At 64.7% G+C, this 24,255-nt stretch carries 27 protein-coding genes; 9 read left to right on the top strand and 18 right to left on the bottom strand.

Features of this window, described 5'->3' with window-relative positions:
* Positions 1-112 precede the first annotated feature (112 nt).
* A complete protein-coding gene (locus NR187_RS21260; RefSeq protein WP_372703249.1) occupies positions 113-1,090 on the top strand; it encodes a GGDEF domain-containing protein in 978 nt (325 codons plus the stop codon).
* Positions 1,091-1,195: 105 nt separating this feature from the next.
* Here NR187_RS21260 and NR187_RS21255 read toward each other — a convergent pair whose 3' ends face one another.
* The gene (locus NR187_RS21255; RefSeq protein ID WP_211383756.1) at positions 1,196-2,893 is read right to left on the bottom strand and encodes a diguanylate cyclase domain-containing protein; all 1,698 of its coding nucleotides are present in this window, start codon (positions 2,891-2,893) and stop codon (positions 1,196-1,198) included.
* Positions 2,894-3,002: 109 nt separating this feature from the next.
* On the opposite strand from NR187_RS21255, the gene NR187_RS21250 reads away from it, so the two are divergent.
* Positions 3,003-3,692 (top strand): YggS family pyridoxal phosphate-dependent enzyme, encoded by a 690-nt coding sequence (locus tag NR187_RS21250; RefSeq protein ID WP_256807465.1) that lies wholly within the window; start codon positions 3,003-3,005, stop codon positions 3,690-3,692.
* Positions 3,693-3,771: 79 nt separating this feature from the next.
* On the opposite strand, the gene NR187_RS21245 is transcribed toward NR187_RS21250, so the two are convergent.
* Positions 3,772-4,557 carry a 2-keto-4-pentenoate hydratase gene (locus NR187_RS21245; protein ID WP_256807463.1) on the bottom strand — a complete coding sequence of 262 codons (786 nt, stop codon included), beginning with the start codon at positions 4,555-4,557 and terminating at the stop codon, positions 3,772-3,774.
* 6 nt (positions 4,558-4,563) lie between these two features.
* Entirely contained in the window at positions 4,564-5,133 is a 570-nt protein-coding gene (locus NR187_RS21240; protein WP_211384210.1) for a L,D-transpeptidase, read from the bottom strand.
* 203 nt (positions 5,134-5,336) lie between these two features.
* On the opposite strand from NR187_RS21240, the gene NR187_RS21235 reads away from it, so the two are divergent.
* Together NR187_RS21235 and NR187_RS21230 are read left to right on the top strand one after the other, a co-directional pair.
* Positions 5,337-6,023: a response regulator transcription factor gene (locus NR187_RS21235; protein ID WP_007598630.1), complete on the top strand. Its 687-nt coding sequence runs from the start codon at positions 5,337-5,339 to the stop codon at positions 6,021-6,023.
* Positions 6,024-6,081: 58 nt separating this feature from the next.
* A complete protein-coding gene (locus NR187_RS21230; protein WP_211383753.1) occupies positions 6,082-6,525 on the top strand; it encodes a cyclic nucleotide-binding domain-containing protein in 444 nt (147 codons plus the stop codon).
* A 22-nt stretch (positions 6,526-6,547) separates the two neighbouring features.
* Here the strand turns inward: NR187_RS21230 and xth are convergent, their stop codons facing one another.
* From xth to NR187_RS21170, 12 genes are all read right to left on the bottom strand, one after another.
* Entirely contained in the window at positions 6,548-7,363 is an 816-nt protein-coding gene (gene xth, locus NR187_RS21225; RefSeq protein ID WP_211383752.1) for an exodeoxyribonuclease III, read from the bottom strand.
* 119 nt (positions 7,364-7,482) lie between these two features.
* Positions 7,483-8,241 (bottom strand): outer membrane lipoprotein carrier protein LolA, encoded by a 759-nt coding sequence (locus NR187_RS21220; protein WP_211383751.1) that lies wholly within the window; start codon positions 8,239-8,241, stop codon positions 7,483-7,485.
* Between the two features lie 151 nt (positions 8,242-8,392).
* Entirely contained in the window at positions 8,393-10,873 is a 2,481-nt protein-coding gene (locus NR187_RS21215; protein WP_211383750.1) for a DNA translocase FtsK, read from the bottom strand.
* An 8-nt stretch (positions 10,874-10,881) separates the two neighbouring features.
* Entirely contained in the window at positions 10,882-12,096 is a 1,215-nt protein-coding gene (locus tag NR187_RS21210; RefSeq protein ID WP_211383749.1) for an aminotransferase class I/II-fold pyridoxal phosphate-dependent enzyme, read from the bottom strand.
* Between the two features lie 224 nt (positions 12,097-12,320).
* A complete protein-coding gene (locus NR187_RS21205) occupies positions 12,321-12,725 on the bottom strand; it encodes a GFA family protein (protein WP_211383748.1) in 405 nt (134 codons plus the stop codon).
* Positions 12,726-12,929: 204 nt separating this feature from the next.
* A complete protein-coding gene (locus NR187_RS21200; protein ID WP_211383747.1) occupies positions 12,930-14,378 on the bottom strand; it encodes an ammonium transporter in 1,449 nt (482 codons plus the stop codon).
* A gap of 37 nt (positions 14,379-14,415) precedes the next feature.
* Complete coding sequence (locus tag NR187_RS21195; protein ID WP_008142813.1) at positions 14,416-14,754, bottom strand: P-II family nitrogen regulator; 339 nt, start codon at positions 14,752-14,754, stop codon at positions 14,416-14,418.
* A gap of 432 nt (positions 14,755-15,186) precedes the next feature.
* Positions 15,187-15,789 (bottom strand): ATP-dependent Clp protease proteolytic subunit, encoded by a 603-nt coding sequence (locus NR187_RS21190; RefSeq protein ID WP_211383746.1) that lies wholly within the window; start codon positions 15,787-15,789, stop codon positions 15,187-15,189.
* A 42-nt stretch (positions 15,790-15,831) separates the two neighbouring features.
* Positions 15,832-16,206, bottom strand: coding sequence for an SRPBCC domain-containing protein (locus NR187_RS21185; protein WP_211383745.1), 375 nt, complete (start codon positions 16,204-16,206; stop codon positions 15,832-15,834).
* A gap of 12 nt (positions 16,207-16,218) precedes the next feature.
* Positions 16,219-16,533, bottom strand: a complete 315-nt coding sequence (locus tag NR187_RS21180) for a helix-turn-helix transcriptional regulator (protein ID WP_211383744.1) — start codon at positions 16,531-16,533, stop codon at positions 16,219-16,221.
* An 85-nt stretch (positions 16,534-16,618) separates the two neighbouring features.
* Positions 16,619-17,920 (bottom strand): ammonium transporter, encoded by a 1,302-nt coding sequence (locus tag NR187_RS21175; protein WP_256807461.1) that lies wholly within the window; start codon positions 17,918-17,920, stop codon positions 16,619-16,621.
* 73 nt (positions 17,921-17,993) lie between these two features.
* A complete protein-coding gene (locus NR187_RS21170) occupies positions 17,994-18,332 on the bottom strand; it encodes a P-II family nitrogen regulator (RefSeq protein WP_008142802.1) in 339 nt (112 codons plus the stop codon).
* Positions 18,333-18,569: 237 nt separating this feature from the next.
* Between NR187_RS21170 and NR187_RS21165 the strand changes: the two genes are divergently transcribed.
* Complete coding sequence (locus NR187_RS21165; protein ID WP_211383742.1) at positions 18,570-19,460, top strand: DUF4339 domain-containing protein; 891 nt, start codon at positions 18,570-18,572, stop codon at positions 19,458-19,460.
* Here NR187_RS21165 and tesB read toward each other — a convergent pair whose 3' ends face one another.
* A complete protein-coding gene (gene tesB / locus NR187_RS21160; RefSeq protein ID WP_211383741.1) occupies positions 19,461-20,321 on the bottom strand; it encodes an acyl-CoA thioesterase II in 861 nt (286 codons plus the stop codon).
* A 148-nt stretch (positions 20,322-20,469) separates the two neighbouring features.
* Here tesB and NR187_RS21155 point away from each other — a divergent pair, with 148 nt between their 5' ends.
* Positions 20,470-21,690 (top strand): ubiquinone biosynthesis hydroxylase, encoded by a 1,221-nt coding sequence (locus tag NR187_RS21155; RefSeq protein WP_211383740.1) that lies wholly within the window; start codon positions 20,470-20,472, stop codon positions 21,688-21,690.
* Positions 21,691-21,826: 136 nt separating this feature from the next.
* On the opposite strand, the gene NR187_RS21150 is transcribed toward NR187_RS21155, so the two are convergent.
* Both NR187_RS21150 and NR187_RS21145 read right to left on the bottom strand, forming a co-directional pair.
* The gene (locus tag NR187_RS21150; protein WP_007598651.1) at positions 21,827-22,024 is read right to left on the bottom strand and encodes a Trm112 family protein; all 198 of its coding nucleotides are present in this window, start codon (positions 22,022-22,024) and stop codon (positions 21,827-21,829) included.
* 59 nt (positions 22,025-22,083) lie between these two features.
* Positions 22,084-22,614, bottom strand: a complete 531-nt coding sequence (locus NR187_RS21145; RefSeq protein ID WP_211383739.1) for a TetR/AcrR family transcriptional regulator — start codon at positions 22,612-22,614, stop codon at positions 22,084-22,086.
* Between the two features lie 109 nt (positions 22,615-22,723).
* Between NR187_RS21145 and NR187_RS21140 the strand changes: the two genes are divergently transcribed.
* The 3 genes from NR187_RS21140 (at position 22,724) to NR187_RS21130 (ending at position 24,212) form a co-directional block, all read left to right on the top strand.
* Complete coding sequence (locus tag NR187_RS21140; protein ID WP_211383738.1) at positions 22,724-23,074, top strand: hypothetical protein; 351 nt, start codon at positions 22,724-22,726, stop codon at positions 23,072-23,074.
* 222 nt (positions 23,075-23,296) lie between these two features.
* Positions 23,297-23,575: a PepSY domain-containing protein gene (locus NR187_RS21135; protein WP_211383737.1), complete on the top strand. Its 279-nt coding sequence runs from the start codon at positions 23,297-23,299 to the stop codon at positions 23,573-23,575.
* 43 nt (positions 23,576-23,618) lie between these two features.
* The gene (locus NR187_RS21130; protein ID WP_256807459.1) at positions 23,619-24,212 is read left to right on the top strand and encodes a cytochrome b/b6 domain-containing protein; all 594 of its coding nucleotides are present in this window, start codon (positions 23,619-23,621) and stop codon (positions 24,210-24,212) included.
* Positions 24,213-24,255: the final 43 nt, after the last annotated feature.

Below are 24,255 nucleotides of genomic sequence, written 5' to 3'. Positions count from 1 at the left end.
AGGGGTCGATGCGAGGTTGCGGCTGGCCAGGACCCAAATGCGTGCGATGGACGACAGCTTCGATCTCGATCTCGACTATGCCGTCTCCATCGCCGGACGGGCGCTGCGAAGCATGGCCGAACAGCGGATTGCGCCGACCCCGATCAATTTTGCGGTCTGGTTCCAGTATTTCGCAGGCAGCCATGACGATCTGCGCAACGCGATCGATCTCCTGATCGACCACAATCGTCCCTTCGACAGCCGCACCAATCAGGAACTGTTCGAGACCTACGTCGCGCCCCAGGTCAGCGCCATCGTCCTCGACACCTCCGAGCGGCTGCACGCTCTCATGGGCGCGGCGAAGGAGTTTCTGGCGACCGCGATCGCCGACAACCACTCCCAGATGGAGGCGATCAGCGAGGTCGCCGACCAGGGCAAGGCCGGCGTCGATCCGAAGGCGCTGGTCGCCCAGCTCATGAACGAGCTCGCCCGCGCCGCCGCCCGCGCGACGCGGCTCGAGGCAGGCTTTGCGGAGAAGACCCGCGAGCTCGACGTCATCAGAGACTCGCTCTCGAAGTCCGAGGAACGGGCCCGGACCGACACGCTGACCGGCCTCGCGAACCGGCGGGCACTCGATGAATTCCTGCGCAAGGCGCAGGCGACGGCGGATTGGGGCGAGCCGCTCAGCGTGCTGATGCTCGACATCGACCACTTCAAGACCTTCAACGACAGTTTCGGCCACGGCGTCGGCGACCAGGTGCTGCGCCTGATGGCGAAGGTGTTGCGCGAAAAGGTGCGCGAGCAGGATCTGTCGGCCCGCTACGGCGGCGAGGAGCTGATCGCGGTGCTGCCGGCTGCCGATCTGGCCGCCTGTGCCGAGATCGCCGAGCGCATCCGGCATGCGATCGCCGAATGCACGATCACGCGCCGCTCGACCGGCGAGGTCCTGCCCGGCATCAGCGTGTCGATCGGCGTGGCGCAGTACCGGACGGGCGAAGCGATCACGGATCTGATCGAGCGCTGTGACCGCGCGCTCTATCTTGCCAAGAGCGGCGGCCGCAATCGCGTGGTGACGGAGCGCGAGCTCGATCGTGCCGGGGCTGCGGGCTAAAGCGTTTTCGAGCGAAGTGGATACCGGTTCGCGTAGAGAAAACGCGTCAAAGCAAGAGTCGAGAGCCCCGTTCCGAAGTCATTTGAACGCAATCGGCTCTGGCGATCAGCCCGCCAGCATCATGTCTGCCGCACCGTTCTCGATCGCCTGCACGCCGTGCTCGACGACGTTGTTGCGGCCGCGGTGTTTTGCGGCGTAGAGCGCGGCGTCGGCGGCTTCGATCAGATCGCCGGGGCGCAAGCTCTCGTTGGGCTTCGCCGCGGCGACGCCGATCGAGACGGTGACGATCATGTGGGCGGAGGTGATGTGCGGCAGGCACAGCTTCAGCACGGCCGCGCGCGCCAGCTCGCCGATTTCGACGGCGCGGGCCACGTCGGTGTTCGGCAGTAGCAGGCAGAATTCCTCGCCGCCATAGCGCGCCGCGAAGCCCATCGTGTCGGCGGCGATGCCGGACAGCGACTCGCCGAGCCTGGTCAGGCAGGAATCGCCTTCGAGATGGCCATAGGTGTCGTTGAACAGCTTGAAGTGGTCGACGTCGATCATCAGGAGCGCGAGCTCGCTGCCGTATTGCTGGGCGCGCATCCATTCGAAGTCGAGCCGGCTCTGGAAGCCGCGGCGGTTGGCAAGACCGGACAGCATGTCGATCGAGGCCATCACCGTGAGCCGGTCGTTGCTCGCGATCAGCTCGCGCTCGCGCTGGCTGAGCTGCGCGGCCATCGCGTTGAAGGCGCGGGCCAGCGGAACGAACTCGGCCGGCAGACGGTTGCGCGCCGCGCGCGCCGACAGATTGCCCTCGCCGAGACGCTTGGCCATATCGGCCAGCATCTGGATCGGCTTGATCACCAGTTTCTCGGCGGCGATCAGCGCGCCGAGCAGGACGAACAGGACGACGAAAGCGAGCTGGAGATAGGCCGTGCGGATGTCGCGGCTCACGGCCGCGGACACCTTGTCCTCGTCGATGCTGGCGATCAGGCGCGCATTGGTCCCGGCGATGCGGATATAGCTGACCGCGCGGCGGGAGCCGTCGGCGGCGAGGAAAGAGAGCGAGCCTTCGTCCTGGTCCGACCGCAGCGCCTTGTCGGCGATCGCGGACATCAGCGGCAAGTTGTCGAGCGGACGGCCGATCGCGCTGTGCTGGTCGGCGGGCGCCGCAAGCACGGTGCCGGTGCTGTCGACGAGCACGGCGGTGATGCCGGGACGGCCACCGAGATTGCTCATGACCTTCGACATCCAGTCGAGGTTGACGGTGGCGAGGACCACGGCATCCGCCACACCGCTGAACGCGGATACCGGGTAGACCGCCATCACGGTCGGTGACGGCACCGGTCGTGACAGGATGAAGTCGCTCAGCACGAAACGGCCGGTTTCCTGCGCCTGCTGGAAGTAAGGCCGGTCACTGAGGTCGAGGCCGACATACATGTTGTTGGTGGCGCACTGGATGCGTCCGTCCTGGCCGGCGATCAGAAGCGTGCGGATCCAGGGAAGATTCGACGGCAGGCTGGCGCGCAGCACGTCACAGCTCTTGCTGATGCCGCCGGCCGATGCCCGGATGAAGGCTTCCGATTTCAGGATGGTCTCGACCGACGAGATCACCTCGCGCTGCGCGTCCGCGCTGTGTCTTGCGACGGTAGTGAATTCAGCCGCGGCCTGCGCGATCTGCCGCGTGCGCGTGGTTTCGAGCGAACGGATGCGCTCGAACATCAAGGGCGCCACCAGAATCACCGCGAGCAACGCAAGCCGCGCCCGGATTCCGAGAACTTGCTTGAGTTTCGCTCGTTTGCGGTTGAAACTGACGTTTGCCATCTTCGCGACCCACCCCATGGGCCAAGGTAAAGCGAAGGGTTCAAAAACTCTTTCTTGAACTCGGTAAAATTGGAACTAGGCCCGCAACAATCAGTGCCGATGCGACATCATGACTGAACCCAACGCCGCGCCGGTAACCGGCCATTCACCAAACGCGCTCGCCGCGGTCGAAGCCGAAATCGCGCGCGCCTGCAGGGACGCGCGGCGCGAACGTGCGTCCGTCACGCTGATCGCGGTGTCGAAGACATTCGCCGCGGATGCGATTACACCGGTCATCGACGCCGGGCAGCGCGTATTCGGCGAGAATCGCGTGCAGGAAGCCAAGGGCAAGTGGCCCGCGTTAACGTCTGTTTACCCGGACATCGCGCTGCATCTGATCGGCCCGCTGCAATCCAACAAGGCGAAAGAGGCGGTCGCGCTGTTCGATGCCATCCATTCGGTCGACCGCCCGAGCATTTGCCAGGCGTTAGCCAAGGAAATCGAATCCCAGAACAAGCACCCGGAGCTGTTCGTCCAGATCAACGTCGGCGAGGAGCCGCAGAAGGCCGGCATCGCTCCCGGCGAGGCCGATGCCTTCATCGCGAGCTGCCGCGACACCTACGGGCTGACGATCTCCGGCCTGATGTGCATCCCGCCGGTCGACGAGCCGCCGGCGGCGCATTTTGCGCTCACCGCCAAGATCGCCGCGCGAAACGGGTTGAACAAGCTCTCGATGGGCATGAGCGCGGATTACGCGACTGCCATCATGTTAGGTGCCACCCATGTCCGCGTGGGCAGTGCGATCTTCGGGCACAGGTGAGAGCCGTCATCGACGGCAGAGAGCCATACTGACTCTCGAATTCGTCATTGCTTCGCTGCGCTCGCAACGACGGCGGTGATTAGTCGAACCCCACCGACACCTTCCCCAGCACGCCGAAATCCACCGCGAATTGATCGCCGGCCTGGATCGGCAGCGGCGGATGGCATGTGCCCGTTGTCACCACCTCCCCTGCCCGCAAGGTGATGCCGAGGCCACGCAGCTCGTTGGCAAGCCAGGCAAGTGCACCACGGGGGTCGCCGAGCACGTTCCTGCCGTGACCGAGATAGCGCTGGCCGCGCAGCGTGATCTGCGGCCGCTCCTCGACGAGGTCCATGGCGCGCCAGTTCGCGCTCGTCGCAGCGCCCAACACGAACAGATGCGCGCAGGCATTGTCGGCGATGAGCTGCGCCTCGCCGGCGCCGGCGAAATCGACAAAGCGCGAATCGGGAATCTCGATCGCCGGATGGAAGCTGCCGACGGCGGCGAGGACCTCGTCCACGCCATAGGGCGCGGACCGGGGTGGCAGGTCGCGGCCCATGCGGAAGGCGAATTCCGGTTCGCCGACGCGCATCGCGTTGCCCTTCATCGAGGCCGTGCCGCCATCGGCGATCACGGTGTCGCTCATGATGCGGCCGGCCAGCGGTCCGGCGACGTTGATGTGCTTCTGTCCAGACTCGCTCGTTGCCGCGATCTTCCAGCCGAACAATTGTCCGAGCGATTGCGTTTCGAGCGCGGCCTGGATGGCATAACCGTCAGCGCGGCTATGCGGCCGCAACCGCGGCTCCAGCGCGTCGAACTTGGTGCCGTCGCGCCAATGTTTGACCAGCAGATGCGAAGCGGCGGCGATCTGATCCTTGTCCAGCATGCGTCCTCACCCGATGATGATTCTTGTTTTTGGTCCCAGCCGCCGCAGCAATTGCAGCATCGCCGCCTTCGTCATCGAGACGCAGCCCGCGGTCGGGCCGAAATTGTCGCGGGCCAGATGCAGGAACACCGCGCTGCCGCGGCCGGCGATGCGCGGCCTCGTGTTGTGGTCGATTTCGATGATGAAGTCATAGAGATGGTCGGCCCGCTTGAGACGGTCGCCGCCCTGCCCTTCGCCGAGCCGGATCCCCTGATTGTAGTGGCGGTCCATGGGGTCCTCGCACCAGGCGTCCTCGCCGGTGATGATCCGGGCCGGCAAAAACGTCTGCGGGCGACTGTGCCGGTCGCCCCGCCACCACAATTGCCTGGGACGGAAGCTGCCCCTCGGGGTGCCGCCATCGCCCTCGCGTTTGTTCGCCAGAATGCCGCCCCGCCCCAGCGCGACCGGAATGGTCAGCGCCCCCACGGTCAGCCAGCCCCGGCGCGGATTCCCCGCTGCAGGCTTAACGCGGATCGCAGATAATGGCCCGGCACGTCTGGGCATGGTGTAACTAGCTGAAGCGACTTTGCTTTTCATGTAAACATGCGATGTCGAATTCATTACAGGACATTCATCAGACCGCCCTGTTATTCTGGGTTAGAGTGGTTCTGGCTTGTGAATCGGTAACAGCCCACTACTTCAACACGAACAACAATAATAACGGCGACCCCCTAAACTTCCCTCGCGGCTGGGTGCAGCATTGGATGCGCGCCGAGCCGGCCCCAAAAGGATGACCCCCTATGGCCAATGCCCGCAAGATCCTGATCGTGGATGACGATACCGATCTGCGCGATACGTTGGTGGAGCAATTATCGCTGCACGAAGAATTTGAAGCCTCCGCCGTCGATACCGGCGCCAAGGGCGCGAGCGCCGCGAAGGCCAATGCCCCCGATCTCGTCCTGATGGATGTTGGCCTGCCCGATACTGACGGCCGTGAGGTTGTCCGTTCGCTGCGCAAGGGCGGCTTCAAGGCCCCGATCATCATGCTCACCGGGCATGATACCGATTCCGACACGATTTTGGGGCTGGAATCCGGCGCTAACGACTATGTCGCAAAGCCCTTCCGCTTTGCCGTGCTGCTGGCTCGCATCCGGGCCCAGCTCCGCCAGCACGAGGCCAGCGAGGACGCGGTGTTCTCGGTCGGCCCCTACTCCTTCCGTCCCGGCTCCAAGATGCTGACCGCCGCCAACGCGCGCAAGGTCCGGCTGACCGAGAAGGAAACCGCCATCCTCCGTTTCCTCTACCGGGCCGGCCAGATGCCGGTCTCGCGCGAGACCCTGCTCCAGGAGGTCTGGGGCTACAATTCCGGCGTCACCACCCACACGCTGGAAACCCACATCTACCGCCTCCGCCAGAAGATCGAGAAGGACGCCGCCAACCCGGAGATCCTGGTCACGGAAGCCGGTGGCTACAAGCTGGTGCCGTGATACGCTTCAGGGGCATGCGAATCGTTTTAGATTGCGTGCCCTCGAGCCTCGGACCTGAATGTCAATCGACGACGATGTAGCGCTTCTCGAGCGTGTCCCGACACTGCGCCTGTTGGGAGAGGCTTCGTTGCGCATGCTGGCAATCGGCTCCGAGCAGCGCGACTTCGTCCGCGGCGACATCCTGTTCAATCTCGGTGACGACGCCGATGCCGGCTTCGTGGTCCAGCGCGGCGCTTTCCGGGTTGACGATGGCGCCGGCGCGGAGATGATCGCTGGTCCCGGTGCGCTGATCGGCGAGCTTGCGCTGGTGGTGCCGATGAAGCGGCCGTCGAGCGCGATCGCGATCGAGCACGCCTCCGTCATCCGCGTCGCGCGCAGCCTGTTCCAGCGCGTGCTCGAGAGCGACCCTGCCGCCGCGGTGCGCCTGCGCGACGAATTCGCGGTCCGCTCCAGCCAGATCGCCAGCGATATCCTGATGGCGGGTGCGAAGCTGACGTCCTGAGCGGGTGACCGGCCTGCCGAAATCACACCTCCAGCGTCACCGTCACCGGCACATGGTCCGACGGACGCTCCCAGCTGCGCGCGTCGCGCAGGATGTTGAAATCACTGACCGCGTCCTTCAGCGCACGCGAGACCCAGATGTGGTCGAGCCTGCGGCCGCGGTCGCCGACGGTCCAGTCGGCGGAGCGGTAGCTCCACCACGTGTAGACCTTCTCCGACATCGGGATGCGATCGCGCGCAACGTCGACCCACTCGCCGGCTTCGAGCGCCGCCTTGAGCTTCTCGGTTTCGATCGGCGTGTGCGAGACCACTTTCAGAAGCTGCTTGTGCGACCACACATCGTTCTCGTGCGGGGCGACGTTGAGATCGCCAACCAGGATGTGCCGGTCCTCGCCGCGCGGATGCAGCGGCTCGCACGCCTTCATCTCGTCGAGGAAGCGGAGCTTGTGGTCGAATTTCTCGTTCAGCGCGGGATCGGGAATGTCGCCGCCGGCGGGAACGTAGAAATTATGCAGCACCAGCGGCTTTGCGATGCCGGCCTGCGCCCCGAAGGACACGGAGATGTGGCGCGAATCCACCTTGTCGCAGAAGGTGCGGATGTCCTTCGATTCGAACGGAATCTTCGAGACGATGGCGACGCCGTGATAGCCCTTCTGCCCGTTCAGCGCGACGTGCTCATAGCCGAGCCGCTTGAAGCGCTTCAGCGGAAAGGCATCGTCGATGCATTTGGTCTCCTGGAGGCACAGCACGTCCGGCCGTGCGCTCTTCAGAAACTTCGCGACCAGTTCGATGCGCAGCCGCACCGAATTGATGTTCCAGCTTGTCAGGGAAAGACGCATGAGGAGTGCGTCTTAGCAAGCCATCGTAGGGTGGGCAAAGGCGCAAAGCGACGTGCCCACCGTCTTTTCCGGGGCTGGATTAATGGTGAGCACGCTTCGCTTTGCCCACCCTGCGGCACCTATCCCGGCGACGGGACGCTGTAATTTGTGAAGTCGATCTTGAACATGTTGGGATCGAGCTTCTTGCTGGTGTCGAGATTATAGACCGCAAAAGTGGTGTCGTAGCCCTGCGGGTCGGTCACGGTCCATTGCTTGAGCTGGCCGTCCTTGGCGCCGAGCATGAGCAGCAGTCGGCTGGTGCCGACGACCGCCTGCCTCTCCTCGATGGTGACGCTGATGAAGAGATCGTCCGCCGTCACGTTGACGACGTTGGTGTCCTTCATGAGGTCGATCCGGTCCGACAGCAGGAAACGTAGCGGCGTCTGCGACAGCGGATAGACGTCTTGCGTCGCCAGCTTGCGGTCGCGCACCACGACCGACGATCCGTCGGCGACGATGTCGATCGGGCTCGGCGCATCATACTCGACGCGCATCTTGCCGGGCTTCTGAATGTAGAAGTCGCCTTGCGTCTTGCTGCCGTCGGGACCGACCTGGACGAAATTCCCGACCAGCGTCGAGACCGAGGACAGATAGGCGCTGACCTTGGCAGCCTGCGCCTTCTGGTTGGCATCGAAGGTCTGGAAGATGCTGCTCGGCACGTTGCGGCGTGGATCCGGGATCACCGGGTTCGGCGGCGTCTGGGTCGCCCCGGTAATCGATGGCCCCCCCGAGGGCGGAGCATTGTCGCGGCCCTTCGGCGCGGGCTTCGGCACGGGAACGTTCTGCGCGAACGATGCCGTGGTCACCATCGCGGCGGCGACGAGAAGCACGCCGGCCACGCGCGCGCTTCGCGCGGCGATGGTGGCAGCGAATCGTATGTCCGGAGGTCTGATCAACGCGTCGTCCTGTATGGCTGGGCGCCCTTTTACCGTGGTTTCGGGCAAAAGCAGATATCGATTTTGTGTGAGATCACGTTTGAGGCCGTTCGCCTCACATGTGGCTGTCTTCTTCCTCGACCAGAATCTCGCGCTTGCCGGCGTGGTTGGCGGGTCCGACGATGCCTTCCAGTTCCATGCGTTCCATCAGCGATGCGGCGCGGTTGTAGCCGATCTGCAGGCGGCGCTGGATGTAGCTGGTCGAGGCCTTTCGGTCGCGTTTGACGATCGCAACGGCCTGCTGGAATAGATCGCCGCCGCCATCCGCGCCCATACCGCTGGCGTCGAACACGGCGCCACCATCCTCGTCCTCGGTCGGCTCTTCGGCGGTGACAGCTTCGAGATATTCCGGCTGGCCCTGCGTCTTGAGGTGACGCACCACCTTCTCGACTTCCTCGTCCGACGCGAACGGGCCGTGCACGCGGCTGATGCGGCCGCCGCCGGCCATGTAGAGCATGTCGCCCTGGCCGAGCAGCTGCTCGGCGCCCATCTCGCCGAGAATGGTGCGGCTGTCGATCTTGGAGGTGACCTGAAAGGCGATGCGGGTCGGAAAGTTCGCCTTGATGGTGCCGGTGATGACGTCGACCGACGGACGCTGCGTCGCGAGGATCACGTGCAGGCCGGCGGCGCGCGCCATCTGCGCGAGACGCTGCACCGCGCCTTCGATGTCCTTGCCGGCGACCATCATCAGGTCGGCCATTTCGTCGACGATGATGACGATGTAGGGCAGCGGGTCGAGCGAGAGCTTTTCTTCCTCGTAGATCGCCTTGCCGGTCTCCTTGTCGAAGCCGGTGTGCACCGTGCGCGTCGGCTCCTCGCCCTTTGCCTTCAATTCGAGCAGGCGCGTGTTGTAGCCGTCGATGTTGCGCACGCCGAGCTTGGCCATGTTCTTGTAGCGCTCTTCCATCTCGCGCACGGCCCATTTTAGCGCGACCACCGCCTTCTTCGGGTCGGTCACGACGGGCGTGAGCAGATGGGGAATGCCGTCATAGACGGAGAGTTCGAGCATCTTCGGATCGACCATGATCAGTCGGCACTGGTCGGGCCGCAGCCGGTAGACCAGGCTGAGGATCATGGTGTTGATGGCGACCGACTTGCCGGAGCCGGTGGTACCGGCGATCAGCATGTGCGGTGTGCGCGCGAGGTCGATGATGACGGGGTCGCCGCCGATGGTCTTGCCGAGGCAGAGCGGCAGCTTCGCAACCGTGTCGACGGTCTCCTTGGCGACCAGAAGCTCGCGCAGATACACCTTCTCGCGATGCGCGTTCGGCAGCTCGATGCCGATGGCGTTGCGGCCGGGCACGACGGCGACGCGCGCCGACAGCGCGCTCATCGAGCGGGCGATGTCGTCGGAAAGTCCGATCACGCGCGATGATTTGATGCCGGGCGCCGGCTCCAGCTCGTACAGCGTGACCACGGGACCCGGATTGGCCTTCACGATCTCGCCGCGCACGCCGAAGTCCTGGAGCACGCCTTCGAGCGAGCGCGAATTGGCTTCCAGCTCGGCCTTGCTGAGCGGCTGGCGATCGCCGGCCTTCGGCGCGGCCAGCACGGAGACGGACGGAAGCTCGAACTTGTCGGAGGATTTCCTGGAAGCGGCCTTCGGTACAGCCTTCTTGCGCGGGGCGCGCGCGGCCGGCTCCTCCTCTTCCTCCTCCTCGTCCTCGTCTTCGGGCTCGTCCTCGTCATCCTCGTTTGCGGACTGCGGCGAGATTGGCGGTGCTGTGCGGCCGCTGCCGCCGAGATTTGGCTCCTGGCGGCTGAACGAAACGGCCCTGGTCTTCGGCCCGCTTGAGACCAGCGAGCGGTAAGCGGCGCCAAGCAGCCAGATCAGCCGCGCCTTGGTGCTCATCAACGCGTGGAACAGCCAGCCCAGCGACACCGAGCCGCGGTCGCTCTCCTCGTCCTCGTCGAGCGGCTTGTCGTCGTCCTCGATCTCCGTGAGGTGGTCGTCATGCGCGCGTGCGCCAAGGCCGCAGGCCATCAGGAAGGTCGCAGCCATCGCGGCGAACAGGATCGCGCCCAGCACCATGCGGTAGATCGTGCCCGGCGGCCCGAAAATCACCGCGGGCGCGCGCACCAGCGCGTCGCCGACGACACCGCCGAGGCCGGTCGGCAGCGGCCATGCGCCGCCATGCGGCCAGCAGCTGACGAAGCCTGCCGCGATCACCGTGCAGAGAATCCACGAACCGATCCGCAGCGCCTCGCGATCGAACGGCCGATGGGTCAGCATGCGCCAGCCCCAGACCGCGACCGTCAGCACCAGCATGATCGCGCCGAGTCCGAGGATCTGCATCGCGAGGTCGGCGCCGATCGCGCCGGCATAGCCGAGAATGTTGCGGATCGGGCGCGAGGTCGCGTGGCTGAGGCTGGGATCCTGCACCGACCAGGTCATCAGCGCAGCCGAGGCGATGCCCGACAGCACGATCAGGCCGAGACCCGCGAGCTCGCGCGCGCGCCGCGCCAGCCCCTCGCGGATCGACGCCGGCAGATGGCCGACCAGTGGAATGACTCGTTCGATTGCCGACATGCTCATGGGCCCGCCTAACCCAGAGTCTCGACCAGCCGGTGCAGCGCCTGCGCCGTGGTCTCGCCATCCTGCACCAGCGCGAGGCGAATGTAGCCTGCGCCGGGATTGAAGCCGTCGGGCTGGAGCCGCGCCAGATAGCTGCCGGGCACCACGCGCACGCCTGCTTGCGTGAAGAGTTTCAGACACACCGACACGTCGTCGCCGAGCTCTGACGTGTTGAGCCAGACGCAGAAGCCGGCGTCGGGCCGGCGATAGCCGTAACGATTGCCGATGATCTGGTCGGCGAGATCGAACTTGATCCGGTAGAGCCTGCGGTTCTCCTCGACATGCGCCTCGTCGCCATAGGCGACGGTTGCGACATGCTGGAGCGGCACCGGCACCTGCGGCGCAGCGATGTTGCGCAGCTCGAGAAACATTCCGATGAATCTCTTGTCGCCGGCGGCGAAGCCGACCCGCAGGCCGGGCAGGTTGGAGCGCTTCGACAGCGACTGGAACGCAACCACGCGCGTGAAGTCGGGGCCGGCGCATTCCAGCGCGCTGCCCGGTGCCTCTCGGGTGTAGATCTCGGAATAGCACTCGTCGCTGAGGATCACGAAGCCGTAGCGGTCGGCGAGCTGCTTCAACCGCCGGAAATAGTCGGGCTTGGCGACCGAGCCCTGCGGATTGGCAGGCGAGGCCAGATAGAACGCCACCGTGCGCGCCAGGGTCGCCTCGTCGATGGCGTCGAGATCGGGCAGGAAGCCGTTCTCGGCCGTGGTCGGCAGATAGACCGGCTCGCAGCCGGCTGCGCCGGCGCCGGCGCCATAGACCGGATAGAACGGGTTCGGCATCAGGATGGCGGGCTTGCCGGGGCGCGGGCCGACGTAGCGGACCGCCGCGATCGCGGCGAGGAACAGCCCCTCGCGGCTGCCATTGAGGACGAGAATCTCGTTCTCGGGGTCGAGCGGCCGCGGCAGCTTGAAGCGCGACGACAGCCAGGCGCAGGCGGCCTTGCGGAACGGGTCCGTGCCCTTGTTCGCGGGGTAACGGCCGAAATCGGCGATGTGCTTGGCAAGGACCGGGCCGACGAAGTCAGGCACGGGATGCTGCGGCTCGCCGACGGCGAGGCTAATCAAGGGCTTACCCGGCTGATGGGGGGCCAGCAGCTCGTTCAGCCGGACGAAGGGAGAGCGTTCGCTATCGGAGCTTCCACCTTCCAGCGGCGCACGGGATGAAGCGATCATAGCCATTCTGGACGCCAGCACTCTTGGAACAGCCGGTCGCACCAAGGCGCCGGCGGGAAGCGGTTCAGTTCACCATAGATAGGGCGAGGTTAAGACGCGATTAACCATCGGTCGCCGGCTCCGTCCAGAGCAGGAATAATGAGGCCGGATAACAACGGGATGCGCGGCTGTTCCAACCTCCCCCGCTTGCGGGAGAGGGAGCACACCGTTTTCCGGGCTCGATTCGACCTTCAGTGCCCCGGCAGCTTCTCGAATGTCGCCATGCCGGCGGGGATCGCGTGAAACTCCTGCTTGTCGCAGGTGTAGATCGCCATCTGCGGATGGAACTGCGCGGGCTCGTCCAGGGTGCCGACCTTCACGATCGCGGCGGGCAGGCCTGGAACCTTGGTGACCAGATGGGTGCCGCACTCGGCGCAGAACTCGCGCGTCACTGCGCGCTCGAGGTCCTTGCGCGTGAACTGCTTGGGTTGTCCGGTGATGTAGCTGAAACTCGCCGCCGGCATCGCGATGAAGGTGTTGGGCGCCCCGCCCGAGATGTACTGGCACTCGCGGCAATGACACTGCGCCTGCATCATCGGATCGCCCTCGGCGACATAGCGCACTTCACCGCAATAGCATCCGCCTTCCAAACGCATGACGACCTCCCGATTGTTGTTCTTGTGGTCGATATTTCTGCGCCGTCGGGGCGGAATGGCAATCCTTTTCTTTTGCGCCCGTTCCAAAAAGAAAGGGGCTCCAACTTGCGCTGGAGCCCCTCAACGGTCGGGACATTGCCGGGTATGTGCCCCAAACCGTAGTTGTGGGTGCGACCCCCGAGGAGGCCGCGCCCGGGAGGAGACTTACATGTTGTAGGCGCGCTCGGTGTGCTCGGTGATGTCGAGGCCTTCACGCTCGGTCTCGACATTGGCGCGGAGGCCAACGATCACATCGACGACCTTGTAGAGGATCGCCGAACCGACGCCCGACCACACCAGCGTGGTGCAGACGGCCTCGATCTGGGAGATCATCTGCGCCGTGAAGTCGTAATCGGCAACCTTCGGCGGGATCGCGGTGTAGTCGATGATGCCCGCGCCGCCGAGAGCCGGGTTGACCAGGATGCCGGTGCCGAGGGCGCCGATGATGCCGCCGACGCAGTGCACGCCGAACACATCGAGGGAGTCGTCGTAGCCGAGCGCGTTCTTCACGACGGTGCAGAAGAACAGGCAGACCACGCCGACAACGAGGCCGAGGACGATCGCACCCATCACGCCGGAGAAGCCGGCGGCAGGCGTGACGGCCACGAGGCCCGCGACTGCGCCGGAGATGACGCCGAGTACCGACGGATGACCCTTGATGATCCACTCCGCGAACATCCACGACAGCGCGGCGGCTGCGGTGGCGACGAAGGAGTTGGTCATGGCGAGGGCTGCGCCGCCGTTGGCTTCGAGGTTGGAGCCGGCGTTGAAGCCGAACCAGCCGACCCAGAGCAGCGAGGCGCCGATCATCGACATGGTCAGCGAGTGCGGAGCCATCAGCTCCTTGCCGTAGCCGGTGCGCTTGCCGATCAGGAGAGCGCCGACGAGACCTGCGATGCCGGCGTTGATGTGCACCACCGTGCCGCCCGCGAAGTCGATCGCGCCCTTCTTGAAGATCCAGCCGGCGTCGGCGTTGATCTCGTCGAGCTTGGCCTGCGCCGCGGTCTTCGCTGCAGCGTCAGTGGCAGCAGCCAGAGCCTTGGCAGCGTCCTGGATCATGTCCGGGCCGGGCCAGTACCAGACCATGTGCGCGATCGGGAAGTAGATCAGCGTGACCCAGAGCGGGATGAAGAGAGCGATCGCCGAGAACTTCATGCGCTCGGCGAAGGCGCCGACGATGAGGGCGGGCGTGATCGCCGCGAAGGTCATCTGGAAGCACATGTAGATGAGCTCCGAGATGTTGGCGTCGACCGAGAAGGTCGCAGCCTTCGAATCGGTGGTGACGCCCATCATGAAGGCCTTGGAGAAGCCGCCGATGAAGTCGGAGCCGCCGGTGAAGGCGAGGCTGTAGCCGTACACGGCCCAGATCACGGTGACGACGCAGACGGTGTAGAACACCTGCATCAGGACGGAGAGCATGTTCTTGGAACGGACGAGGCCGCCGTAGAACAGCGCGAGGCCGGGGATCGTCATCAACAGCACGAGCACTGTCGATGTCAGCATCCAGGCGTTGTCTCCCTTGTTGACCGTTGGCTCGGCATAGGCTGCGGTCGCAGCGAACAGGCCGACTGCGAGAGCCGCCAATCCCGCGCCATAGGGACGCTTGAACGTCATTTTATTCACTCCTGATTGGATAAGGTTGAGCGCGAAATCAGAGGGCCGCGGCATCGGCCTCGCCGGTGCGGATGCGAACCGCATGGTCGAGATTGATGACGAAGATCTTGCCGTCGCCGATCTGTCCGGTTTTCGCGGCGGACGTGATGGCGTCGATGGTCTTGTCGACCTGGTCGGAGGCGACAGCCACCTCGATCTTGATCTTGGGCAGGAAGCTCACGGCATATTCGGCGCCGCGATAGATTTCCGTATGGCCCTTCTGGCGGCCATATCCCTTGACTTCCGTCACCGTGAGACCGTGAACGCCGATGGCGGTCAGGGCGTCACGGACTTCTTCCAGCTTGAATGGCTTGATAATCGCCATAACAATTTTCATGGGTCCTATCCCCGCTTGGGCCCGGTCCGGACGTGGCCGGGCGTTTCTCGACTGGTTCGCCACGGAGAAGTTCACTACGCGGGCACAGCCGAGACCCTTAGAATCAAATGCCGTGCCAGATCGGGCGCGTTGCCTAACGGACTATGAAAACGGGCATTTTCGCGTTTGGCGGGTATTGCGGTGCAGTGCGCTATTACGTCGCGCTCAATCCGTGGTCATGCCTGGTCAAAAAACAGGCACGACAGGCTGTCGTCACATTGTTGCTCATGTGTCGGGCAGTCGAATGGTATCTGAATATGGAGCGGTACCTCGGCGTGACGCGAAATACCGAGATCGTCCGCGTCTCTGCTCACGAGATGCGCGACACCGTTCGTTCAGCTTGAGCAGAACGAGGCTCAGCCGGTATCCGGCTGAGGGCCATTGCTGGACCCGTCAGGCGGCGTCGCGCTCGGCAAAAACCCTGTCGATCAGTCCCCATTCGACCCCTTGCTGCGCGGTCATGAAGTGGTCGCGGTCCAGGGTCCGTTCCACCTCCTCCTCGGGGCGCCGGCAATGCTGCGCATAGAGCCGGATCAGGCGCCGCTTGGTTTCCTGCATTTCGGTGGCGTGGATCAGGATGTCGGACGCCTGGCCCTGGTAGCCGCCGAGCGGCTGATGCACGTGAAGGCTTGCATTGGGCAGCGCGGCGCGGTGACCGGGTTCGCCGGCCATCAGCAGGAACGAGCCCATGGAGCGCGCGGTCCCCATGCACAGCGTATGGACCGGCGCCTTGATGAACTGCATGGTGTCGTACATCGCCAATCCGCTGGTGACCACGCCGCCATAGGAATTGATGTAGAGATTGATCGGCCTGTTCGGATTCTCCGCCTCCAGGAACAGCAGCTGCGCGCAGACCAGTCCGGACATCGCATCGTTGACCTCGCCGTTGAGGAAGATGATGCGCTCGCGCAGAAGCCGCGAGTAGATGTCGAAGGATCGTTCGCCGCGGGCGGATTGTTCGACGACCATAGGGACGAGCTGAAGCATGTCGCGCATCGGCGACCTCCATTTTTGCAGGTGATGAAAGTCTGTTTGTGGTCAGGCCGCCGCGCGCATCATGCAGCGATTGCTGTTGGCCGCCTGCGGCAGCTTGGCATGGTCGTCGCAGGCTTGCTGGATGATGCGAAAGCGGGTGCCGCCGGCTTCGTTCGGTTCGATCCGGAAGATGACGTGGCTTTCGCGAAACGGCGGCTCGGAATCGCGAAGCCGGTAGCGCACCTCTTCGCCCACGATCGATGATTCGGGCTCGATGCCCACAACGTCGGAATCCGGCAGCCAGCGCTCGCGCAGGGCCGGAATGGTCACCGCGCGCCAGACCTTTGCGGGCGGCGCATCGAGGTCGTATTCGAGCACCAAGTCTGTTTCGAGTACCAAGTCTGCGTCGGGGTGATCAGGCTTCACTGCGTCGCTCATTGATCCAGATCCTTATTGATCCATATCCTTCAAGAGATCGGCGAGAGCTTCCATGCGTTTCGGCCAGTAGGCGCGGTAGCGCGCAAGCCATGTCCCGATGGTGGCGATCCCGTCCGGATCGACCTCGTAGTTCACAAAGCGGCCCTGCCGCTGTTCACGCACCAGGCCTGCCGCACGCAGCACCGCGAGATGCTGCGACATCGCCGGCTGGCTGATCTCCAATCCATCGCGCAAGGCGCTGGCATTCAGGCTTCCGCCAGCGAGCTTTTCGAAGACCTTGCGGCGCGTCGGGTCGGCCAGCGCCTTGAAGATGTCTGCCTCGATCATGACGAGACATAAGCATACACTTATGTGTCATGCAAGCCCGAAGCGATCTCAGGCTGTCTAGCGCTTCGCGCTGCTGGTTTGCAGCCTATTGCAGCGCCTCGCCGTGCTGCGAAATATCGAGGCCCTCGAGCTCGTGCTCGCGGGATACGCGCAAGGGCACGAACAGGCCGACCAGCCTCAACAGGAGGAAGCTCACGCCTGCCGACCAGACGAAAGTGACGGCGACCCCATAGAGCTGGATCAGGAGCTGCTGCGGATGGCCTTCGAACAGGCCAGCGGTGCCGCCGATCGCGCTGGTGGCGAACACGCCGGCCAGCAGGGTGCCGGTCAGCCCGCCGATGCCGTGGACGCCGAACACGTCGAGCGAATCGTCATAGTCGAAGCGGTGCTTCAGCCAGGTGCAGGCCCAGTAGCAGACGAGGCCCGCGATCATGCCGATGACGATGCCGTGCCAGGGGGCCACGAATCCCGAGGCCGGTGTAATGGTGCCGAGGCCGGCCACCGCGCCGGAGATCATGCCGAGCACTGAAGGCTTGCGCCGCGTCGACCATTCGATCGCGCCCCAGGTCAGCGCGCCGGAGCAGGCTGCGAGATGGGTCGCGATGATCGCCAGCACCGCGCGCGAATTGGCCGCACCCGCCGAGCCGCCGTTGAAGCCGAACCAGCCGACCCACAACAGGCCGGTGCCCATCACGGCGAGCGACAGATCGAACGGCGAGAGATTTTCGGTGCCGTAGCCATGACGGCGTCCCATCACCTTGGCGGCGACGAGGCCGGCGGTGCCGGCCGACAGATGCACCACGAGGCCGCCGGCGAAATCCAGCACGCCCATGCTGGCGAGGAAGCCGCCGCCCCACACCCAATGCGCCAGCGGAATGTAGACGAAGATGAACCAGGCGACGGAGAACAGCAGATAGGCGGAGAAGCGCATCCGGTCGGCAACCGAGCCCGCGACCAGCGCCACGGTGATGATCGCAAACGTCATCTGGTAGAGCATGAACAGTGCTTCCGGGATCGTCTTCGCCGCCGGATTGACGCTGTCCATGGTCATGCCGGCGAGGAACCAGCGGTCGAGCGTGCCGATCCACGGGCCGTCGCCGACGAAGCACAGCGAATAGCCGAACGCGACCCAGAGAATCGAGATCATCGTCACCGCGGCGAGGCTCTGCGCCATGGTGGCGAGCACGTTCTTCTTGCGCACCATGCCGGAGTAGAACAGCGCGAGGCCCGGGATCGTCATCATCAGCACCAGCGCGGTGGCGACGATCATCCAGGCGGTGTCGGCGGTGTTGATCTGGGACTCCGCGGCATGGGCAGGTGCGGCAATGACCGACGCAAATCCGATCGGCGCAGCCATAACGGCCGCGCGGCGCAACAATCCCGCCATGTCGTTTCCCCCAGCATATTGATTGCGTCGCACGCTGTGGCGTCGTTGCCCGGTGCGATCGAAGTAGTTCGAGTTAGAGCGCGTCGCTGTCGGTTTCGCCGGTGCGGATGCGCAGCGCGTGATCGATCGGCGTGACGAAGATCTTGCCGTCGCCGATTTGCCCGGTGCGTGCCGTCGCGGTGATCACCGCGACCGCCTTGTCGGCGACATCGGAGGCGACCGCGATCTCGATCCGCAGCTTGGGCAGGAAGTTCACGACATATTCGGCGCCGCGATAGATCTCGGTATGACCCTTCTGGCGGCCATAGCCCTTCACCTCGGTCACGGTCATGCCGTGGACGCCGATCGCGGTCAGCGCCTGGCGGACTTCATCGAGCTTGAAGGGTTTGATGATCGCGACGACGAGTTTCATGGTCAGGCCTATTCCCCGGGATGCGCCGCGCCGTATGTCCCCGGCGCCGCGTCAATCTGGCATCTTTCCGGGCAAATGGCATAAAAAACTTGCAGATTGAAGCGGAAAAACGTTTGGCCATGTGAACGGCCGCCTCTGTACAGGGCATCCGTTCATCCTCCACAATGCATTTTTGGCATGGATGCGGTGAACCGAAGCGTCCCGGCCGGTACAAAAGTATGTTTGGGGGGACGCTTCATGGCGAGTTGGTTCTACGCATCCGAGGGCAAGCAGCAGGGGCCTTACCCGGAAGGGCAATTCCGCGACTTGATCGCGCAAGGAATTGTGCGCCCGGATACGCTGGTGTGGTCGGAGGGCATGGCCGGCTGGCAGAAGGCCGCCGAAATTCCCGGACTGATCGGCGGCGGCGCGCCTCCGATGGTGCCGACCGGCGGTCCGCCGATGATGGGGCGCGCTGGTTATGGTGGCGCCGGTGGCGAAGGACCGCTGACGGCTGATTTCAGCGTGTTCGGTCTGCTTGGGCGGGCCATCGTGTTCGTCATCGGCATGATCCTGGTCATTCCGGCGCCGTGGGTCGCGGTCTGGTTCTACAAATATATAACGTCGCACATTCAGGTGCCGGGCCGCCCGAATTTCGATTTCGCGGGTCAGCCGATGGACATCTGGTGGGCGTTGATGGCCAACGCGCTCCTGACCTATGCCGGCGCCACCGGCATTTCGTACGCGCCGCTCGTTGCGACGGTGATCAATGCCTTCCTCGCCTGGGTGATCCTCCGCTGGATCGTGGCCAATCTCTCCTCCAACGGCGAGCGGTTGCCGATCTCGTTCCAGGGTAGTGCGATCGGCTATGTCGGCTGGTATCTGCTGATGCTCATCTCGACCATCACCATCATCGGTTGGGCCTGGGTGCTGGTGTTCTGGATGCGCTGGATCTGCCGCAATACCGAGGGCACGCGGCGCGAGATCGTGTTCAACGGCACTGGCTGGCAGGTCCTGTGGCGTACGGTGGTGTTCTCGCTGGCCTGTAGCTTGATCATCCCGATTCCGTGGATGCTGCGCTGGTACGGCCGCTGGTACGTGTCGCAATTCGGACTCGTCGACCGCGGGGCTGCCGCTCGCGGCTTCTGATCATCTGCGCTCGCGCACGGAGCCTTCCTGCGCGACGGAGGCCACGAGCGTGCCGTCGGGCTTGAAGATCGAGCCACGGGTCAAGCCGCGGCCGCTTCGCGCGCTCGGCGAATCCTGCGCGTAGAGCAGCCATTCGTCGGCGCGGAACGGGCGGTGAAACCACATCGCGTGATCGAGGCTCGCCGGCATCATGCGCTTGTCGAACAGCGTGCGGCCGTAGCGCGCCATGATCGCATCGAGCAGCGAGAAGTCCGACGCATAGGCCAGCGCGCACATGTGCAGCGCCGGATCGTCCGGCAGCGTTGCCGCGGTCTTGATCCAGACATGAATGCGGCCGTCCTCGATCTTCTGGCCGAAATAGCGGCCGAGCTCGACCGGGCGCAGCTCGATCGGACGGTCGGATTCATAGTAGCGGCGGATGAACTCCGGCATCTCCTTGAACATCGGCTGCTTCGCTATTTCCTCCGCCGTCAGCTTTTCCGGCGGCGGCACGTCGGGCATCCTGTCCTGATGATCGAACGCGCTCTCCTCCTCGGCATGGAACGACACCATGATCGAGAAGATCGCGTTACCGTGCTGGATCGCGGTGACGCGGCGCGTCGAGTAGCTCTTGCCGTCGCGCAGGCGCTCGACCTGGTAGATGATCGGGATCTGCGGATCGCCCGGCAGGATGAAATAGCAATGCAGCGAATGCGGCAGCCGGCCCTCGACGGTGCGGCACGCCGCGACCATCGCCTGCCCGATCACCTGGCCGCCGAACACCCGCTGCCAGCTCGTCTTCGGACTGTTGCCGCGAAACAGATTCACCTCGAGCTGTTCGAGGTCGAGAATCGAGATCAGGTCGATCAGGCTTTTGGACATGGAATTGAGCTTTCCCCTTGCCGTCCCGGATTCGCTGCTCCGGAATGACACAATAGGGCCTTCCGCCCTTGTTTCACCGCACTGTTTCGCCCACCTCAAGTCTGCTAGCAAGACCAAGAAAAGGCGAAGCGTTAGCCGGGAACTGGGTATGTCGGTACAGGGTAGCATTGTCATTGGCGGCGGCGCATTTGCGGGCCTCGCGCTTGCGCTGGCGCTGCGCCAGGGGCTCGGGCCCGAGATTCCCGTCATCGTCGCCGATCCGGCGCTCGGCACGCGCCCGAGCCGGGACCCGCGCGCGACCGCAATCGTGGCCGCCTGCCGCCGCCTGTTCGAGGCGATCGGCGCCTGGGACGACGTCCGGGGCGAGGCGCAGCCGATCCTCGACATGGTCGTCACCGATTCCAAGCTGGAGGACGCCACCCGTCCGGTGTTCCTGAATTTCGCCGGCGACGTCGCGCCGGGCGAGCCCTTCGCGCATATGGTCGAGAACCGCCGCCTGATCGATGCGCTGGTGGTGCGCGCCGAGGCCGAGGGCATCGATCTGCGCGCGACCACCGTGTCGTCCTACGATTCGCGCAGCGAAGGCATCGACGTGACGCTCGGCGACGGCAGCGTCATTGCCGCGAGCCTGCTGGTAGCCGCCGATGGTGCAAGGTCGAAGCTGCGCGAGCGCGCCGGCATCGCCACCCATGGCTGGGAATATGACCAGTCCGGCATCGTCGTCACCGTCGGCCACGAGCGCGATCACGAAGGCCGCGCCGAAGAGCACTTCTTGCCCGCGGGCCCGTTCGCGATCCTGCCGCTATCCGGCAAGCGCTCCTCGCTGGTCTGGACCGAGCGGCGCAGCGAAGCTGCGCGCATCGTCGCATTGAGCGAGGAGGAATTTCACGCCGAGCTCGAGCAGCGCTTTGGCCTGCATCTCGGCGAGGTGAAGGCGCTCGACAAGCCGCGCGCGTTTCCGCTGTCCTATTTCGTCGCACGCTCCTTCATCGCCGAGCGCCTCGCGCTGGTCGGCGATTCCGCGCACGTCATCCACCCCATTGCGGGCCAGGGCCTCAACATGGGGCTGAAGGACGTCGCGGCGCTGGCCGAGGTCGTCGTCGATTCTGCGCGGCTCGGCATGGATCTCGGCGCAGCGGACGTGCTCGAGCGCTACCAGCGCTGGCGCCGCTTCGACACCATGGCGATGGGCGTTGCCACCAACTCGCTGAACTTCCTGTTCTCCAACCAGTCGACGCTGCTGCGCACCGTTCGCGACATCGGCCTCGGCCTCGTCGACCGCGCTCCGCCGCTCAAGAATCTCTTCATCCGCCAGGCCGCGGGTCTGACCGGCGAGATACCGCGGTTGCTGAAGGGCGAGGCGCTGTAGCAATCGCGCAAGCCTTGGCCCCTCATCCTGAGGAGCGCGCTTGCGCGCGTCTCGAAGGATGAAGGCCGAGGTGAGAATAGGGTTTTCATGGTTCGAGACGGCGCTGCCGCGCCTCCTCACCATGAGGGCTATCGGATCAATCGATCTTGCGCGCCTCTTCCGGCAGCATGATGGGGATGCCGTCGCGGATCGGATAAGCGAGCTTGGCGCTGCGCGAGATCAGCTCCTGCTTCGCGGAATCGAACTCCAGCGGGCCCTTGGTCAGCGGGCAGACCAGGATCTCCAGCAATTTGGGATCGACGCTGGCTTCGGGACGTTCGGTGGGCGCGTTCATGGGTGTCTCCGGCAGTCGGTTGCCTCTAGCATGGAAATCCGCATCCGCCCACCGCGGGCTCAGGCGGAGACCATCCGCAGGACCTCGTCGAGCAGGGCCTGGAGCCGCGCCGCCGGGACCGGTGCGCCGGACAGCGCGAAGCCGAGAAAGGTCCAGTACAGGATTTGCGCGCGGGCCTGCGCCGCCGCGGCGGCCAGCCCCCGCTTCGCCAGCAGCGCTTCGATATAGTCGAGCCTGCGCCGGTCGATGGCGCGGACCGCCGCTTGCGCCGCCGCATCGAACGCCGCCCAGTTCCGGACCGCGCGCTCGAGGTCGAGCCGCGCGCCGAACGATCTTCGGAGCAGGGCCTTCAGCGGCTCGTCCGTGGCGGCCTCGACGTCGGCAATGATCTGCTCGGCTGCGATCTCGCGCCAGCGCTTGAGCACGGCGGCGTGGAACGCGCCGAGATCCACGAAATGCCAGTAGAAGCTGCCGCGCGAAACGCCCATGGCTTTCGCCAGCGGATCGGCCTTCAGCGCAACGAAGCCGCTCCTGGCGAGTGCCTTGAGCCCCTCCCTGATCCAGTCGTCTGCGGAGAGCTGTTCGGTCATGTCCGGTTCCCGAAATCTGACCATACACTAGTGTATTGACAGGCGGCGCACCAGCGCCTATCTCACCATACATAAGTGTATGGATGTGAAATTTCGAGGAGTTCCGACGATGCGCGATCTCTTGCTCCAATGCGCCGGCGTCCTGACCATTGCCGTGGCCCTCATCCATGGCATTCTCGGCGAGACCAAGGTCTTCGCCCGCGCCCGCATCGAGCCGGAGCGGCTCCGCACCCTGATCCGCCTGGTCTGGCAGGCCTCGACCGTCGCCTGGATCGGCGGTGGCGTGCTCCTGATCGCGGTGCCCTGGATGGATTCGGAGCCGGCGCGCCACTGGATCGTCGCCACCATGGCCGTCGTGTTCGGCTTCTCCGCCGCCGCCAACGCATGGGCCACGCGCGGCCGGCACTTCGGCTGGATGGCGCTCAGCGCCGTCGTCGCCATGGCCGTTGCGGGCTACTAGGTGAGACGTCGCCAAATTGAGCCGTCATCGAGCCCATGAGACGTAAGGCCGCATCGATCCTTCAAATGCATGCTGCTTACGGAGAGCGCTGATCTTTTTCGGATCGTTAGAATATCTCTAAAGCCTGCAGGCCCCGAACCGGATTGACTTCATCATGTGCTTTGCTTCCTTCGGTCCCGCTTCGCGCCAGGCGTAGCGTCCACGACAGAAGAGGAGACGTTCGTGAAGGTCATTCGTGTTGTTGCCATTGCGTTGACGATCGGGATTGGCACGGGATCGGCGGCGATGGCCGACGGTTTCAAGAACTGCACCAAGCTCGACAAGGCGGCGTGGAAGCCGGCGAGCGAAGCCGAAGCCAAGGCCAAGGCGCTCGGTTACGAGGTGCGGCGCTCCAAGATCGAAGGCTCGTGCTACGAGGTCTATGGCGTCAAGGAAGGCAAGCTGTACGAGCTGTTCTACAGCCCCGAAGATCTCAGCCTGAAGCACACGATCGCCAAGTGAATCGCCAATTGAATTGCGTCAAGTGACGTCCTGGGATGCGGGCTTGATCGAAGAAGCGGGACCGGACGCGCGCGGGGAGTCCAGCCGGACCCCCGCGGATCGAACCACCTCGCGGACGGTCGCGGTCTGGGACCTCCCGCTTCGCCTCTGGCACTGGGCGCTCGCAGCCGGCATTCTGGCCGCCTGGTTCACGCCCACCGTCCATGACGGCCTTCACCGCATCGTCGGCTACACCGTGATCGGGCTTCTCGCTTTCCGACTGGTCTGGGGTTTCCGGGGAAGCCGCTATTCGCGTTTCCGCATGGTCGGCGTCAGGCTTCGTGCCGCGCCGCGCTACCTCTGGAATCTCCGCCGCGGCATCACCGGCCGCTATATCGGGCTCAATCCCGCCGGCACGTTGATGCTGGTGGCGCTGCTGGCCTCGCTCGCCGTCTCGACGATCACGGGCGCGATGTCGGTGACCGTGACCTTCTTCGGCGTCTGGTGGGTCGAGGACACCCACCATTATTCATCCGACGCGGTCATCGTCCTGGTCGTGCTGCACGTGCTGGGCGTGCTGTTGATGGGGCTGCTCCAGCGCGAGAACTTGATCCGCGCGATGATCACCGGACGCAAGCGCATTCGCAATCCCCTCTAGACGTTCGTTGCCGATCACTGCGCGTTCGACGGCCGTCGATGGC

It is taken from the genome of Bradyrhizobium sp. Bra64, from assembly GCF_024519875.1.
Classification (GTDB): Bacteria; Pseudomonadota; Alphaproteobacteria; order Rhizobiales; family Xanthobacteraceae; genus Bradyrhizobium; species Bradyrhizobium japonicum_G.
Note: the sequence above shows the minus strand (reverse complement) of the source record. Positions and strands in the feature narration are given on the sequence as shown.